Origin of the sequence: Alkalinema sp. FACHB-956, from assembly GCF_014697025.1 — a bacterium.
Taxonomy (GTDB): domain Bacteria; phylum Cyanobacteriota; class Cyanobacteriia; order Leptolyngbyales; family Leptolyngbyaceae; genus Alkalinema.
Genome location: NZ_JACJRC010000012.1, coordinates 118,425 through 135,737, shown reverse-complemented (window position 1 = coordinate 135,737; position 17,313 = coordinate 118,425). Strand labels below are relative to the sequence as shown.

The window sequence follows — 17,313 nt, the reverse complement described above, 5'->3', positions numbered from 1 at the left end:
GGATTTTCCATAGGCTCGATCGGTCTAGAATGAGACTTGACTGCTTGGTTATCCCCTAGGAGTAGGCAGATGCGGTACGGAAGGTCGATCGTGGTGGTGGGATTGGTACTGGGGTTGGTGGGGCTGGCTCCGGTGGTGCGGGTGGTGCGGGCGCAGACGGTGGCGCAGGCGGTAGACCCTCGCAAAGCAGAAGCCGATCGGCTCAGAGAACAGGGTATTCAACAAGCTCAGACAAGTCAGTATGAAGCTGCACTGCAATCCTTTGAGAAAGCCTTAAAGTTGTATCGCACTATTTCCGATCGCAATGGCGAAGCAAAGGTGCTGAATAATCTGGGCATTGCCTATCGCTCCCTATCCCAGTATGAAAAAGCGATCGCCTATTTAGAGCAAGCATTACCCATCTTTCAACAAGTCAAAGACCGCAATGGCGAAGCAAAAGTGCTAAATAATCTGGGCATTGCCTATCGCGCCTTGTCCCAGTATGAGAAAGCGATCGCTTACTATGAGCAAGCGCGACTGATCTATCAACAAGTCAGAGACCACAATGGCGAAGCAAACGTGCTGATGAATCTGGGCATTGCCTATCGCGCCTTGTCCCAGTATGAGAAAGCGATCGCTTACTATGAGCAAGCGCGACTGATCTATCAACAAGTCAGAGACCACAATGGCGAAGCAAACGTGCTGATAAATCTGGGCAATGTCTATGCCGCCCTATCCCAGTATGAAAAAGCGATCGCTTACTATGAGCGAGCATTACCCATCTTTCAACAAGTCAAAGACCGCAATGGCGAAGCAAAAGTGCTGAATAATTTGGGCACTGCCTATCGCTCCCTATCTCAGTATGAAAAAGCGATTACTTACTATGAGCAAGCGCGTCCGATCTTTCAACAAGTCGAAGACCGCAATGGCGAAGCAACAGTGCTGATGAATCTTGGCACTGCTTATCTCTCCCTGTCCCAGTATGAAAAAGCGATCGCCTACTACGAACAAGCACAACTAATCTATCAACAAGTTAAAAACCGCAATGGCGAAGCATTGTTGCTGATGAATCTTGGCAATGCCTATGACTCCTTGTCCCAGTATGAAAAAGCGATTGCTTACTATGAGCGAGCATTACCCATCTTTCAACAAGTCAAAGACCGTAATGGCGAAGCATTGTTGCTGATGAATCTTGGCAATGTCTATGCCGCCCTATCCCAGTATGAAAAAGCGATTGCTTACTATGAGCGAGCATTACCCATCTTTCAACAAGTCAAAGACCACAATGGCGAAGCAAAAGTGCTGATGAATCTGGGTGAAGCCTATCGCTCCCTATCTCAGTATGACAAAGCGATCACCTACTATAAGCAAGCGCGTCCGATCTTTCAACAAGTCAAAGACCGTAATGGCGAAGCAAAAGTGCTGAATAATTTGGGCAATGCCTATCTCTCCCTGTCGCAGTATGAGAAAGCGATCGCTTACTATGAGCAAGCGCGACCCATCTTTCAACAAGTCAGAGACCGCAATGGCGAAGCAAAAGTGCTGAATAATTTGGGTGAAGCCTATCGCTCCCTATCTCAGTATGACAAAGCGATCACTTACTATGAGCAAGCACGACCCATCTATCAACAAGTCAAAGACCGCAATGGCGAAGCAAAAGTGCTAATGAATCTGGGCAATGCCTATGGCTCCCTGTCGCAGTATGAAAAAGCGATCGCCTACTATGAGCAAGCACTACCCATCCTTCAACAGGTCAAAGACCGGGAAAGTGAAGGAAAATTATTTAGCAACCTTGGTAATTTATTTTCACAACGCAAAGATCCAGAGTTAGCGATTGTATTCTACAAGCAATCGGTGAATGTGCGGGAAACCATTCGGCAGGACATTCGTAAACTACCGCGAGAATCCCAAGAAGCCTACACCCAATCCGTTGCAGGCACCTATCGCGCCCTGGCTGATCTGCTAATCCAGCAAAGACGTTTGCCTGAAGCCCAAGCTGTCCTAGAACTGCTGAAATTGCACGAACTCCGCGAATTCACCCGTGATAGTGTTGGCATCGATAGTCCCGGCATTAGTCTAGCCAAAATCGAAGAAGCTGCCTTAAAGCAAATCCTCAACCAGTTTGCCAACTTGGGTAAATTTGCACAGGCCATCGATCTCTGCGAAAAAGAGAACTGCTCCAACTTACCAAGCCTACTAAAACAGCGCGACACCCTCTACACAGTCGTCACTCAGGAACTCAAACAGCAACGCGCCATTCTCGCCAAACACTTCTCCACCGAATCAAGCACCCTCACCCCTGCCAAACTCAACTCCGAAGCCCGCAAAATCGTCAATGCCCAACCAGGCACCGTCTTGATCTATCCCCTCATTCTCAAAGACAAAATTCAGTTTCTGTTGGCCGTAAAAACAGGCGATGGAGGCGTCACCTTCCGTCCCTTTGAAAGCCAAGTTTCTGCTGAGAAACTGTTTAAAACCATCAAAACCTTTCGGGAGCAACTGGGCGTAGCCACCAGCGATCTAACAACCCTCCAAGCCAGCAGCCAGCAGCTCTACCAATGGCTCATCAAACCCCTTGAGTCAGAATTAAACCCAGAGATCGTCAAACACCTCGTCTTTGCGCCGGATAGTATAACCCGCTATCTTCCCCTAGCCGCCTTGTACGATGGCAACCAGTACCTGATTCAACGCTTCACCGTCAGCACCATTACCGCCGCCAGCGAAACAGATACCAAGGAAGAAACACCCCGACCCACAGGTAACCAACCCCTGCTACTCGCCATGGGCGCATCCAACTTCCCCAACTTAAATCCATTAGTCAATGTGCCCGCCGAATTGGATGCCATCACCCGAACACAACAACCTAAAGACCTTCAGGGCATCTACCCCGGTCGTGAATTTCTCAACACCAGCTTTAACTATGAAGCATTACAAACCAATCTCCACAAGGGCACCTATCGCATTTTGCACCTTGCGACCCATGGAGCCTTCAAACCAGGTCGTCCAGAAGATTCCTATCTAGTACCGGGACGCGGACAAAATTTAACCACGGAGTTAATCGACCAGTTAGGCAACTATGGCTTAAGCAAGATTCATTTGGTGGTTCTCTCAGCCTGCCAAACCGCTGTGGGCGATCGTGCTAGCGACGGTATGGAAATTCCGGGGATTAGCTACTTCTTCTTGAAAAATGACGTGAAATCCGTGATGGCTTCCCTCTGGAACGTCAACGATGCCAGCACCGCCCTCATGATGCAACAGTTTTACAAACACCTCGCCAATGGCATGACCAAAGCCCAAGCCATCCAACAGGTACAGAAAGATTTCATGCTAGGCAACCTCACCGCCAAAGACGCCAAAGCTCTCGATCGGGCTGGTGCTTATCGCGATATCGAAGGTCAACCACCCCCCAATTCCTTCATCCATCCCTACTACTGGGCACCATTTATTCTCATCGGCAACAGTTTGTAATTAGACGTTGCACAGGTTTTGTCCGGTAAGAAGCAAGATCAACACACTGTAAAAATCAAAAAATGTAAAATTGTCGTCCTGCATAGGCTGCGATCGTGTGAGATAGATGGCAGTATCCAGATCCTCCACTGTTGCCAATCCGATCCTCTCATTTGCCTGTATGAGCCAAGAGTCCCCCCATAACTCCAAAATTTCCATCAACTGGAACAATGACGAAATCACGTCGATCGAAGTGAACGGTATCCAGTACAGCCATCCCGACGAAATTCCCAACGACGACGATCGCAAAAAAGTACTGAAGTTAATGGCGCGGGTCGCCAACCCAACGGCCCTGGATGACGATTTTGACTTTGCCGATGCCGACCCCTTTCCCCCTTCAGATTCCCTTTGGCCACATCTGCAACAGTCCCACGTTCCCCAGCCCAGCCAGCCAGAAACCTGGCCCGTTGAACGGATTATTTTTTGGATCTTCTTCCCCATTGGCGTAAGTTTCCTCACGATCGCAGGGATCGCCACCTACAGCAATCAACAAACCCTTGCCAAAGAACAACGAGCATCCGGCCAAGTGGTTGACCTCGTGGGGCGGAATGTCCTCGATCGCAATCGTCGCCCTACGGGTTATATGGTCTACGCGCCAGTGGTGGATTTCCAATCCGCCGATCGTCAGTCCCATCGGATTGAAATGAGTGAAGCCAGCCAGCCACCAGCCTACGAAAAAGGCGAACAAGTCACCATTCTGTACAATCCTGCCCACCCCAGCCAAGCCCGCATTGATTCCTTTGGCAACACGGTGGCACTGTGGATTCTTCCTGGAATTTTTGGTTTCCTAGGCAGTATTTTCTTTATCATTGCCTTAGTGATTCGCAAAGTCTTCAGCACCCCTAAAAATTCAGAATTTTAAAATCCAGGCGATTCCACAACTTACTCACGGATCTCATTCTGTTGATAAAACTGTTCGATCGCGGTGTGCAGCGTCGGAAAAATGTAGTCAGCTCCAATCAGTGCCAGCAATTCCGATCGCCGTAACTGAGCGTAGAGATCCTGCTTAACCCTGGCCAGGGCGAATCGAATATTTTTAGCTTGCAAGGCTTCCTGTAATTCTGCCAGCGCATCCACTGCTGTAATATCAATTTCCGCGATCGCTTCTGTACTGAGAATAAACCATTGCACTGGCATTGCTTCAGCCTCCACTGCCGCCAAAGCCCGACGTTTAAAATCCTCCACATTGGCAAAACATAACGGCGCATCATAGCGATAAATCACTAGCCCAGGAATGGTTGTGGCACCTTCCCAATCATCAATGTCATGCAGTCCCGCTAACCCTTCCACCCGCCCCAAAATTGCATCATGGGGTCGCGCAATACGCGCAAACAAATCAACGACTGACAAGGCCACTGCAACCCCCACGCCCACTAGTAGATCGGTCAACAGCACCCCCACGGTTGTCACGATAGCCAAGACAAACTCTGTCCGGCGAAAGTGGGCCAGCCGACGGAACTCCGCAAGATCGATTAAACGTAACGCAGCAAAAATAACGATCGAGCCTAAGGCCGCCTTGGGAAAGAGCGCTAAAATAGGCCGAAAGAATAATAAAACTAAAATAAGAATACTAAATGCAACCAGAGAAAAGACCTGCGATCGACTCCCCAGCGCATCCCCAATCAAGGTTCGACTACCGCTACTGCTAATGGGAAATCCTTGGAAAACAGCATTGCCTATATTGGCTACGCCCAACGCTAACAATTCCTGATTAGCATCAATTTTGTAACGGTTGCGAGCAGCAAAGGCCCTTGCCGTCAGCACCGTATCGGAATAGCCGACGATCGCAATGCCCACTGCCGAGGCCAACAACGTGACCCAATCTCCCACCATCAATTGCGGCACCACAAAATGGGGCAAACCCGCTGGAATTTCGCCTACGACCGCTACACCCTGGCGATCGAGCTGAAAGATTGCAACAATGCCAGTGGCCAGCAACACGCCCAACAACGGCACCGGCGCACGCCGAAAGCGCTGTTGCAGCACGATTAAAAATCCTAAAACCACTCCTGCCACAGCAACCGTTGGCGGATGGACGGCATCCAGATGGGTCAAAAATTCCTGGACGGTGCCCAGCAGACTCTCGGCCTCCAGCTTCAGTCCCGTCACTTTGCCCAGTTGCGACACGATCATAATCAGCGCCACCCCGGCCATGTACCCCACTAGGATTGGTTTAGACAGGAGGTTGGCTAAAAAGCCCAACCGCGCCCCGTAACCCACCAAACACAAGCCCCCCACCAGCAACGCCATCACCGCCGCCAAGGTCGCTCCCGTTGCCGGATTCCCCATCGCCAGGGGGGCAATGGCTGCCGCTGTCATTACGGCTGTAGTAGACTCTGGCCCGATCGACAGTTGGGACGAAGACCCCAGGACCGCATAGATTAACATGGGTGGCAGAATCGCCCACAGCCCAGCCACACTGCCCACACCCGCCAGTTCCCCGTAGGCCATGCACTGGGGAATCAAGTAGGCCGCCACGGTGATCCCAGCCAGGACATCCCCCCGCCACCAAGATCGTTGATAGGCCAGCAGACGGTTCAATCCGGGTAATCGCGATCGCGCGGTCTGCCAGCCCTGGTGTAGGGTGTGTTTAACGGGATTCGAGTTTGCCCCACGATTTGATTTCGCCACAGGCTATCCCAACTCAGCACAGGTTTCCATTCACACTATCATCCCACTGCACCTAGGCTCAAACTATTGGGCCATCCAAGCCGCAAACAAGATCCAGCCGCAGGCTAGAAGAATAACGACAACATCTAGATACACTAAAAACCAAGGAATTGCATAGGTCAGCCAAACGCTTGTCATAACGACCTCCTGAGACCCTTCGATCGGGGTTGTCTGTTCTATTTACAGGCTAGGAAAAAATTTTGAGTAACTTGTGAAGCTAGACAGCGATCGATGTTCACCAGATCTCCTATCAATTCCTCGCTTCAACGGCTCAGGGTCATTGGATTTAGGAAGGCCAACTCTCACCCACTTGATGGCTCAAGATCTCCATGGGCACAGCCATTACTACCATTACTACAACAATGACCATCGCCCATCCGTAGTCCTACCATCCGCCAAATCAACCAGATTTCAGCTCGAATTTCAGCAAAATCCTGTAAATATATTCAGCAAAATCTGCTAACTCATGATCACACTGTATTCCTAGGGCAAACTATCTTGATGTAGTCCAAAAATCTGACGCACACAGCTTTGATGGAGAGTTGAGTTTATGCACAGCCAACTGACTTATGGTCTATCCCTCGCGATCGGCTTGATGATGCTAGGCGCACCTCCAATACTCGCTCAGGTTGTACCCGATGGAAGCTTATCAACCACAGTCACCTCCAGTGGCAATAACTTTACGATTAACCAGGGTAACTTGGCCGGAAGCAACCTATTTCATAGCTTCAGTGGATTTTCAGTCCCCACCGGCGGGTCTGCCTTTTTCAACAATGCATTAACGGTGCAGAATATCTTTGCACGGGTTACAGGTGGGGCTGCTTCTAATATTGATGGTCTCCTGAAAGCAAATGGAACTGCCAATTTGTTTCTCTTGAATCCGAGCGGCATCCTATTTGGCCCCAATGCAACCCTTAACCTTGGCGGATCATTGTTTAGCACAACCGCCAATAGCGTTCAGTTTGCAGATGGAACTACATTTATCGCAACAAATCCGAGTAGTTCCTCGCTCTTAACCATGAGTGCCCCGATCGGGTTACAAATGGGGCAGACCTCTGCGGCAATTACAGTCAATGGCAGTCAGCTCAGATTACCGTCCCGCAAGACAATGGCCTTCTTGGGCAATGGAGTCACGTTGACCAAAAGTAGGCTAACTGTAGTGGATGGTCATGTTGCCATTGGTAGCGTTGCACCAGGTAACAACTTGGGACTTTCTGGTAATCCTTTTCAGTTGAATTATCGTGATGTGAATCAATTTAGCAACATTACTTTAAACAATTCCACAACTATCAACACCAGTGGCACCTATGGTGGTCCAATTATTTTGCAGGGTAAAGCCATTACCCTTTCCCAGGGGTCAATCCTGGCATCCCACACAGCGGGCGCAATATCAGGTCAAGGAATCTACTTAAAGGGCAGTGAATCGATCGATCTGCAAGGTGTTCCAACCAGTTCAGCCAATACTGCAATTGCAGCCCACTCCCAAGTCAATGCTACAGCACAGGGTGGAGATGTAACCTTGGAAGCACCGTATTTTCGGATGACGAATGGTGCAGTGGTTGATTTAAGAGCCATAGGAGCCGGTGATTCGGGGAATATCATTGTCAAGGCCAGTAAAGTGGATATTGTTGGGGAAGCGCTTCATCCAGTCACCAAACAACGGGTCAGCATTAGCACCCTTGCTTCTAATACGGTTCTCGGTTCATCAGGGCGTGGCGGAGATATTACGATCGAGGCTACTGAGGTGAATCTTCGTGATGGGGCTGAACTGCGGGCTAGTGCAAGGGGCAAAGGAAACGGGGGCAATATCCGAATCACTGCGGATCAATTGAATGTCACTGGAGAAACCGCCACTGGCGAACCTGCTTTCTTAACCGGCATCACCACCAGTAACCGAGAATATGCCACAGGGCGAGGCGGAGACATTACCCTTAATGTTCGAAAGATTGCAGTTTTAAACGGCCCAGGGATTCGTACTGGAACCTATGGAGAAGGGGATTCGGGGAATATTTTTGTCAATGCTGATGAAGTGACGATCGCAGGCAGTTCCTCCACAGGTGTATCTAGTCGGTTCTTCTCCTCTACCAATGGCAACTATAATTTCAACACCCAGCAATTAATTAGTCTGGGTAAAGGCAGTGGTGGTGATATTACATTTAATGTCAACACCCTCAATTTATTAGATGGAGGACGAATCTCAACTTCTACTGAAACCTATGGTCAGTCTGGCAAACTAGCCATTCAAGCCCAATCAGTCAACATTGCAGGGGTGAGTCGGAGTCCGGCAGAAAGTCTTTTATATTCCCTAGATGCTACAGGCCCAAGTGGGCTATCGGCCTCTTCCACGGGGCCAGGAAATGCAGGATCCGTGTATGTATCGACCCAGAGCTTGAATCTTAGCGATCGCGGCGAAATTACTGTGACTGGCCAAGGACTTGGAGATGCAGGAAATATCTTGATTCAAGCAAATGCGATTCGGCTTAATCAGGCTGCTAAACTTCGGGCAGAAGCAACTTCTGGGAGCCAAGGCAATATCGATATTAGGGCTAATACTTTGTTATTGCGTCAGGGTAGTGTCATTACTGCCAATGCTACGCAAACTGCTAATGGCGGAAATCTCAGCTTTAATGTTCCTATTATAGTTGGCTGGGAAAACAGTGATGTTATTGCCAACGCAAACAAAGGTCGGGGTGGCAACATTAATATTACAACGCAAGGCATTTTTGGATTGAGGTATCGCGATCGCTTAACTCCCGAAAATGACATCACCGCGAGTTCCGAATTTGGTGTGAATGGTACAGTGCAAGTCAATACGATCGGCACTGATCCGAATGCCGGATTAACAGAACTCCCCGTCAACGTTACTGATCCGAGTCAAAAAATTGCAACGGGCTGTGATGCTAATCAAGGGAGTCAATTTGTGGCCACGGGACGGGGTGGTATTCCCAAGAATCCCAATCAGCAAGTGGTGTACGATCATACCTGGAATGATCTCCGAGATATATCTACCTATCGTAGTCGTCCAGCAATTGTGGCTCAAGTTCCGGCAACACCACAGCCCCTAGTCCAAGCTTCTGGATTTCAACGCAAGGATGATGGATCGATCGAACTAGTTGCCAGTCCTGCGTCCGTTCCCGCAGCGTCGATCGCCACCTGTGCCGGGTAAGGGATAAATCCCGCAAAACAAGCAAAATCGAGCTAAAACACTAAGTCCCTGGGATAAGTCCCTGGAATAATCTGAACTCCACTCGTGATTGATGGGAACCCTAGAGCAGAAGTCGATGGGGTAATCCTATGAACGTCCGATCTTTCATCAGTGTATTCAGCTGTTTAGTCGGTTTACTCTCTAGCTTAGAGCTTGCTCAAGCTCAAGTCATTCCCGATGGAACGTTACCCACAACGGTAACCAGTTCCAATGCACGGGATTTTACGATCGATAATGGCGCGCGATCGGGCGGCAATTTATTCCATAGCTTCAGCCAGTTCTCAGTGCCCACAGGCGGGTCTGCTGTTTTCAACAATGCGCTAGATGTACAAAATATCTTTGCGCGGGTGACAGGGGGAACAGCCTCCAATATTGATGGACTCATCAAGGCCAATGGCGCTGCTAGCTTATTTTTGCTCAATCCCAGTGGTATTTTATTTGGCTCCAATGCCTCGTTGAACATTGGGGGTTCGTTTGTTGGCACTACGGCGACTAGTATTCAATTTGCGGATGGGACTGTGTTTAGTGCAGCGAATTCTGGAGCACCACTTTTGACGATGAGTGCACCAGTAGGCTTGCAAATGGGAGCGAATGCTGGCCCAATTCAAGTCCAAGGCCCTGGAACTGCGAACCCCTTCTTCCGTCCTCCTACGCTTTCTGTCGTCCCTACGAAGACATTAGCGCTAGTCGCTGGCCTCATCGATGTCAATAGTGCAACCCTTTCTGCTCCCGATGGTCGGGTTGAGCTATGGGCTGTGCAGAATGGACAGATCACTATGAACTCCCAGCCCTGGCAACTAGCCAGTTCAGCAGCAACAGCTAACTGGGGCAACATTACCCTCCAACAAGCTTCCACCGTCGATGCGAGTGGCCTTAATGGGGGAGCCATCAACATCCGTGGCCGTGGCCTAACCGTGCAGGAGGGCTCAAACATTAGTTCGATTACTTTTGCTGGGCAAGGTAAAGGAATCACGGTTCAAACCACAGAATTTGTGGATCTATTAGGAGCTTCTCTGCCAGGACAAATTGGCCCTGGTATCAGCACTAATGTGGGTATTCTTTTTGGGCCTTCAGGCAGCGGGCAAGCAGGGAATGTGACCGTTGAAACGGTTCGCCTGCGCCTAGCGGATGGTGCTTGGCTCCAGTCCTCTTCTGCCGGAAACAATTCGCGTTCAGGGGATGTCACCGTGCGAGCTAAAGACGTGGAGGTCGTCGGTGCAAATCCTTTTTTTCCTGCACCCACTTCCATTACCACCAACCTCTTTAGTGGCAAGAATAATGAGAGTGGCAAGATTAGCATTGATGCCGATCGCATCCGAGTGGTAGATGGTGGCATTGTTAGTTCGGCTCTGGTGGCTTTTGATCCAATCTCTGCGCCCACGGGCAAGGCGGGAGACATCTCGATTCGCGCCAGTGAAAGCCTAGAAATATCGGGATACACACCTAATTATCTGTTGTCGGGTATCGCTACAGGAATTGGCCCAACGGAAGGGCAAGCGGGCAATATCACCATTGACGTGGGACATTTGCATCTCTCTAACGGCGGGACGATTCGCTCTACTCTAACGGGAAGCGGGCAAGCAGGGAACATCACGATTCACGCGATGGATGTGAGTGTCAGCGATCCGGTGGTTGATGTAATCGAACAGGCACCCGGTGGTATTACGGTTGCTGTCAATGCCAATGCCGTGGGTTCAGGGGGGAAGATTACCTTAACTTCTAATAGCCTGCGGCTTTTTAATGGGGGGCAGATTGCCTCTTCCACCCAAGGGCAAGGTTCCGCAGGAAATATCAACTTGAATGTTAAAACTCTGGATATTCAAGGTATTTCTCAAACTCTGGTCAATGGTCAGCATCTCCCCAGTGCGATTACGGCATCTTCTAGCACATCTTTTGATGCTGGGTCTATCAATATCACTGCCGATACTGTACAGGTGCGGGATGCGGGCCAAATCACGGTCAGCAATACCGGTACAGGGAACGCAGGAAACTTAAATGTTAATGCTAAGAATATCTTTTTAGATAATGGTGCCAGCTTACGTGCAGAGGTCAACGATGGTAGTCAAGGAAATATTAATCTGACTACAAAGGAAGTCTTACTACTTCGTCGTGCTAGTCACATCACAACCAATGCTCAAGGTGCTTCTACAGGAGGAAATATCAACATTAGGGCATTAGCGATCGTGGGCCTGGAAAACGAAAATAGTGACATTGTTGCTAATGCCGTTTTGGGCAGTGGTGGGAATATTAATATTACTACTCAAGCACTGTTAGGATTGCAATTTCGACCAAAGCTGACACCCAAGAGTGACATCACTGCCAGTTCTGAGTTTGGATTGAATGGTAATGTGCAGGTGAATACGATCGGCACCGATCCCAACGCAGGATTAACGGAATTACCCGTGAATGTGGCTGATCCGAGTCAAAAAATCGCGACGGGTTGTGCTGCAAACCAGGGGAGTCAGTTTGTGGCGACGGGACGAGGGGGAGTGCCCCAGAATCCGAATCAGCAAGTGATGAGCGATCGAACCTGGAATGACCTCCGGGATTTATCCGCCTATCGTGGCCAGTCCAGCACCGTTGCGGCCAGTCCTGCGGCTCCTTCTACTCTCGTTCAAGCCTCGGGATTTCAACGTAATGCCGATGGCACGATCGCGCTGATCGCCAGTCCCACAACTGTTTCCGCAACGTCGATCGCGACCTGTAGTGGATAAACCCTGAAAATAATAGACGCTTTGTAAAGACAGGATTGGTGTTACATTTGTCTTAGAGAGTGGGTACCTTGACATATAAAGTTTCTGGGATCCTCTAATGAAAGCTCAGTCGATCGTCGTTGTTTTAGGGTATTTCCTTAGTTTGCTGTCTGGAATCGAAGCAGCAAATGCTCAGGTGACTCCCGATGGTAGCTTGCCTACGACAGTGACCAGTCCTAACGCACGGGATTTTACGATCGACGGAGGTGGGCGATCGGGTGGCAATTTATTCCATAGCTTCAGCCAATTTTCGGTACCCACAGGCGGATCTGCCTTTTTCAATAATGCTGTAGATGTGCAAAATATCTTTGCGCGGGTGACGGGGGGCACGGCATCCAACATTGATGGCATGTTGAAAGCGAATGGTACTGCCAGCTTATTTCTGCTCAATCCCAGTGGCATCCTATTTGGCCCCAATGCCTCATTGAATCTTGGCGGTTCATTTTTAGGAATGACCGCCAATAGCATCAAATTTGCCGATGGGACAGAGTTTAGTGCTGTCCATCCTTCCAGTCCACCACTTTTAACCATGAGTGTCCCCGTAGGAGTGCAGATGGGAGCTAATCCAGGAGAGATCGTCAACCATGCCCAAGGGGCCCCTGGCTATCAAGGCTACCCGATCGGACTACGGGTTCCAAATCAAACAACCCTTGCCTTACTTGGTGGAGAAATCTTGCTCGATCAGGGTAACCTAAGGGCCACCGAAGGACATATTGAACTGGGGAGTGTTGCTGGAAACAGTTATGTCGGTCTCAACTCTAGGGGCAATCGATGGTCTTTTGATTACGGACAGGTGACAGGATTTAATGACATCACCGTGCAGCGATCGATGCTCGATGTGAATGGGAATGGTGCAGGCGGTATTTACGTCATAGGCCGCAATATTACCATCCAAGAGGGTGGCAGACTGATGGCGCGTAATCTGCCAGGAAGCACTCAAAATGCGCGCGATGATATTAAAGTCCAGGGCAGTCAGTCCATTGTTATTCAGGGTCAATTTGCTTTTCCAGGCTCAGGTTGCACAGCTCAAATTTGTGGTAGTTTAATCTCCAATACAACCCAAGGTCAGGGGAATGCAGGCACAGTCGTCATGACTGCCCCAGATATTCAGATGATCGATGGAGGACAGTTGGTGCTTGGCGCACGGGGCACAGGGGCCTCCGGTATGGGTGGTAAAGCGGTGATTCAAGCGGACACTCTTGACATTGTTGGATTTAGTAAACTAGCGAACTTTGCGAGTGGCATTTCGGGCTGGATGACCAATGGTGCTTCGGGCCAAGGTGGCGATGTGGTGGTGAATGCTGGACGGCTACGCGTCCTCAATGGTGGGAGCATTTCCGTCTCTTCGCGGTCTAGTTTTGGCAGTCTCGTTCAAGGCGAAAATGCGACCAGTACTGCTGGGGCTGGAAATCTTGAGATCAATGTCCGAGATTCACTTGAGGTATCAGGTGTCAACATTGCGTCAACTGGACTAATCACCCCAAGTACGCTAGAAGCCTCTGTCTTTAGTGATGCCAAGGGACGGGGTGGAAATATTCGGATCAACACCGATCGGCTTTTGATCGGCGATGGTGCCCGAATTTCTACCTCTATTGATGCTGTGCAGGCCAGTGGGAATGCCGGTAAGTTAGAAATCTGGGCACGGGAAGCGAATATCTCAGGCAACTTTAGCCCTAATCTGCGCAGTGAAATCACAGCAACCTCTAGTGGACAGGTTGCCGCAGGATCGATCAACATGAAGGTCGATCGCTTAACTGTGGAAAACTCCGGACGGGTTTCGGTTAGCAGCACAGGTTTAGGTGATGCAGGTAACATCAGCATCGATGCCAAACAAATCTTGCTCAAAAATCAGGGCACACTGCAAGCCAATACAAATTTAGGTGGAGAAGGCAATATCAAAATTACGAGTGATGCATTAGTATTGCGATTAGGTTCAAGCATTACAACAAATTCTGGTGGCAACATCAATGGTGGCAATATTAACATTGATTCAGATGTCATTATTGGCTTATCAAACAGTGACATTGTAGCCAATGCATTCAAAGGGCGTGGTGGAAATATTAATATTACGACTGAGGGTATCTTTGGTCTCAAATACCGGCCCCAACTGACCCCCGAAAACGACATCACCGCGAGTTCTGAATTTGGAATCAACGGCACTGTGCAAGTGAACACGATCGGAACTGATCCGAATGCAGGCTTAACAGAATTACCTGTTAACGTTACTGATCCGAGTCAAAAAATTGCAACGGGTTGTTCGAGCACCCAAGGCAGTCAATTCATTGCAACAGGCCGGGGAGGATTGCCGCCTAATCCGAATCAAGAAATGATGCGCGATCTCCCTTGGAATGATTTGCGCGACCTGTCTGCCTATCGTGGCACTTCATCAACCGTAGCTCAAATGCCTGCAATACAGCCGATTTTAGTACAAGCCTCAGGATTTCAACGCAATGCGGATGGCACGATCGACCTGATTGCTAGTCCTGCACCTGTGACTACACCTGCGATCGCGACCTGTAGTGGACAAAGCATGAAAACAGCCAACGCCCTCTAAAGGTGCAAAACTGGATTACGTCAGTTCACTGAGCTAGCTGCAACGGTATCCGGGCACCCTAGGGCAGAAATCTCTGGAGTGTGGGCTCGAATGGGAGTGTGGGTTCGGATGCAAGCTCAGTCGATCGTAGGTATGCTGGGATTCTTAGCAGGAGTTCTATCAGGGATAAACAGTGCCAGTGCTCAAGTGATTCCAGACGGTAGCGTACCTACGACAGTGACCAGTCCTAACGCACGGGATTTCACGATCGATGGTGGTGCGCGATCGGGGGGTAACTTATTTCATAGCTTCAGCCAGTTCTCAGTTCCCACGGGCGGTTCAGCCTTTTTCAACAATGGGTTGGATGTGCAGAATATTTTTGCGCGGGTGACCGGGGGCACTGCATCCAACATCGATGGACTGATTAAAGCGAATGGCACTGCCAGTTTATTCCTACTCAATCCCAGTGGCATTTTATTCGGCCCCAACGCCTCGTTGAATCTTGGGGGATCATTTATTGGAACAACAGCAAATAGCGTTAAATTTGCCGATGGAACAGAATTTAGCGCAGTGAATTCAAATCATTCACCCTTGTTGACGATGAGTGCCCCGATCGGGTTGCAGATGGGTTCCAATCCTGGCAACATCCAAGTCAACGGGTCAGGCCATACCCTCAAACATGCCCCCTCTTTCCTCGGGCCAGCAACCCGCAATCCCTCCATTAAAGGCTTACGGGTGCAGCCTGGAAACACCTTGGCACTCATTGGAAATGGGATTCAATTGACAGGAGGCGTTTTGCTGGCTGAAAGCGGTCACGTTGAACTGGGCAGCGGGCAAGCGGGTACTGTGGCGTTGGATACCACGACATCCCGTTGGACATTTGACTATACCTCACTGCCTACCTTGGCCGACATTCGGCTCTCACAGGCCGCGCTGGTCGATGCCAGTGGTAGTCCAGGTGGGTCTATTCATCTGCAAGGTCAAACCGTTCAGTTGCAGGATAGTTCCATCGTCATGGTGCAACAGCGCGGTAGCCAAAATGCCCTAGGTGGGATTGAGGTGAATGCGGATTTACTTGAACTCGGCGGTGTCTTGCCCAACCGAGATCCCAGTTTAATTCTGTCGGAAAATCTGGGGAGAGGACAGGGCAACCATATCGAGGTATCAGCGCGCCAGATAGTGGCTCGTGACGGTGGCCGACTGATTACCACAACCTTCAGAAATGGAGGTGCTGGAGGCAATCTCACGGTGAATGCAACCGAATCGATCGATTTGAGTGGCTATTCCCCCCTGGATGTGGCAGCCACCAGTGGGATCATAACACCCTCTAATGCTGGTGCTGGGAAGGGTGGTGATCTGATAGTCAATACTTCAGATCTAATGTTGCGGGATGGTGCTGTGATCAGCTCTAGTGTGTTTGGGGGGCAAGGCGGAGGTACGGTAAACATTGACGCCGAGCAAATTTCCCTCATTGGCGAAAACAAAGGAACTGGTGTGGGTTCTGTCATTGCTACCACCTCTTTCTGGGGCGGCGCATCGAAAACAATCAATATTCAGACAGGGCGACTCTTACTCAAGGCTGGTGGCGTGATCTCTGCTAGTACCTCCGGAAGTAGTAATGCAGGGAGCCTCACTATTAAAGCTAGTGAATCGATTGAGATTGATGGAGCCGGGTCAGTTCTCTCAGAACGGAGTCGCATCATCGCCTCTGGACAGAACCCGCCAGGACGACTCCAGCAAATTTTTGGGTTACCCCCATTACCTAGTGGAAATGCAGGCAATTTATCTATTACAGCACCCAGTATTCAAGTGCGGAATCAGGGATATATTGCGGCGGAAAATGTGGGTAGTGGTGATGCAGGAAGTTTAATACTCAATGCAAACGAAATTATATTAGATCAACAAGGTCAAATCAAAACATCTACCATTGTTGGACAAGGTGGAAATATGACAATCACAGCAAGAGATATCTTGCTATTGCGTCACAATAGTTTTATGAGTGCTAAAGCTGGTGGAAAGGGTAATGGAGGTAACATTGCAATCTTTTCACCCATCATCTTAGGATTAGAAAATAGTGACATTATCGCCAATGCTGTGAAAGGTCGTGGTGGTAATATTAATATTACGACGCAAGGAATTTTAGGATTGAAGTATCGTAATCGCTTAACGCCTGAAAATGACATTACGGCGAGTTCTAAATTTGGTGTGAATGGGATTGTGAAAGTCAATACGATCGGGACTGATCCCGGTGCTGGATTAACGGAATTTTTGGTTAATGTGTTTGACCCGAGTCAAAAAATAGCGACGGGCTGTTCAACGACTCAAGGGAGTCAGTTTGTGGCGACGGGCCGGGGCGGCATTCCCCAGAACCCGAGTCAACAAGTGGTGAGTGATCACACTTGGAATGATGTGCGGGATCTCTCTGCCTATCGTGGCCATTCCGGCACAGTTGCTGCCAGTCCTGCAACTTCCTCTACTCTTGTGCAAGCCTCTAGGTTTCAACGTAATGCTGATGGATCGATCGAACTTGTTGCCAGTTCTACACCTGTTCCCGTAGCCGCGATCGCCACCTGTGCCGGATCAGCAATGACGACTGTTGCAACCAAGACGAGATCGAGCTAACATCCTGAATTCCGTTAATTGGCGGAACTCCAAGACATGATTAC

7 protein-coding genes are annotated in these 17,313 nt (G+C 49.6%); 6 read left to right on the top strand and 1 reads right to left on the bottom strand.

The features are described 5' to 3' along the window. Window positions 1-69 precede the first annotated feature (69 nt). Together H6G21_RS14445 and H6G21_RS14440 are read left to right on the top strand one after the other, a co-directional pair. Window positions 70-3,447 (top strand): tetratricopeptide repeat protein, encoded by a 3,378-nt coding sequence (locus H6G21_RS14445; RefSeq protein WP_190574130.1) that lies wholly within the window; start codon window positions 70-72, stop codon window positions 3,445-3,447. 160 nt (window positions 3,448-3,607) lie between these two features. Continuing rightward, entirely contained in the window at window positions 3,608-4,348 is a 741-nt protein-coding gene (locus tag H6G21_RS14440; RefSeq protein ID WP_190574129.1) for a DUF3592 domain-containing protein, read from the top strand. Between the two features lie 20 nt (window positions 4,349-4,368). Here the strand turns inward: H6G21_RS14440 and H6G21_RS14435 are convergent, their stop codons facing one another. After that, window positions 4,369-6,027 (bottom strand): solute carrier family 26 protein, encoded by a 1,659-nt coding sequence (locus H6G21_RS14435; protein ID WP_199307226.1) that lies wholly within the window; start codon window positions 6,025-6,027, stop codon window positions 4,369-4,371. A gap of 679 nt (window positions 6,028-6,706) precedes the next feature. Between H6G21_RS14435 and H6G21_RS14430 the strand changes: the two genes are divergently transcribed. The 4 genes from H6G21_RS14430 to H6G21_RS14415 all read left to right on the top strand — a co-directional run bounded on the left by H6G21_RS14430 (window position 6,707) and on the right by H6G21_RS14415 (window position 17,269). After that, complete coding sequence (locus tag H6G21_RS14430; RefSeq protein ID WP_190574127.1) at window positions 6,707-9,322, top strand: S-layer family protein; 2,616 nt, start codon at window positions 6,707-6,709, stop codon at window positions 9,320-9,322. A 128-nt stretch (window positions 9,323-9,450) separates the two neighbouring features. Next, window positions 9,451-12,075 carry an S-layer family protein gene (locus H6G21_RS14425; protein ID WP_190574126.1) on the top strand — a complete coding sequence of 875 codons (2,625 nt, stop codon included), beginning with the start codon at window positions 9,451-9,453 and terminating at the stop codon, window positions 12,073-12,075. A 97-nt stretch (window positions 12,076-12,172) separates the two neighbouring features. Continuing rightward, window positions 12,173-14,668: an S-layer family protein gene (locus H6G21_RS14420; RefSeq protein WP_190574125.1), complete on the top strand. Its 2,496-nt coding sequence runs from the start codon at window positions 12,173-12,175 to the stop codon at window positions 14,666-14,668. Window positions 14,669-14,758: 90 nt separating this feature from the next. Beyond that, a complete protein-coding gene (locus H6G21_RS14415) occupies window positions 14,759-17,269 on the top strand; it encodes an S-layer family protein (protein WP_199307222.1) in 2,511 nt (836 codons plus the stop codon). Window positions 17,270-17,313: the final 44 nt, after the last annotated feature.

Excerpts from the sequence above, each read along its gene's own strand:
- H6G21_RS14445 (WP_190574130.1), top strand. The coding sequence starts at position 70 with ATGCGGTACGGAAGGTCGATCGTGGTGGTGGGATTGGTACTGGGGTTG.
- H6G21_RS14440 (WP_190574129.1), top strand. The coding sequence starts at position 3,608 with ATGAGCCAAGAGTCCCCCCATAACTCCAAAATTTCCATCAACTGGAAC.
- H6G21_RS14430 (WP_190574127.1), top strand. The coding sequence starts at position 6,707 with ATGCACAGCCAACTGACTTATGGTCTATCCCTCGCGATCGGCTTGATG.
- H6G21_RS14425 (WP_190574126.1), top strand. The coding sequence starts at position 9,451 with ATGAACGTCCGATCTTTCATCAGTGTATTCAGCTGTTTAGTCGGTTTA.
- H6G21_RS14420 (WP_190574125.1), top strand. The coding sequence starts at position 12,173 with ATGAAAGCTCAGTCGATCGTCGTTGTTTTAGGGTATTTCCTTAGTTTG.
- H6G21_RS14415 (WP_199307222.1), top strand. The coding sequence starts at position 14,759 with ATGGGAGTGTGGGTTCGGATGCAAGCTCAGTCGATCGTAGGTATGCTG.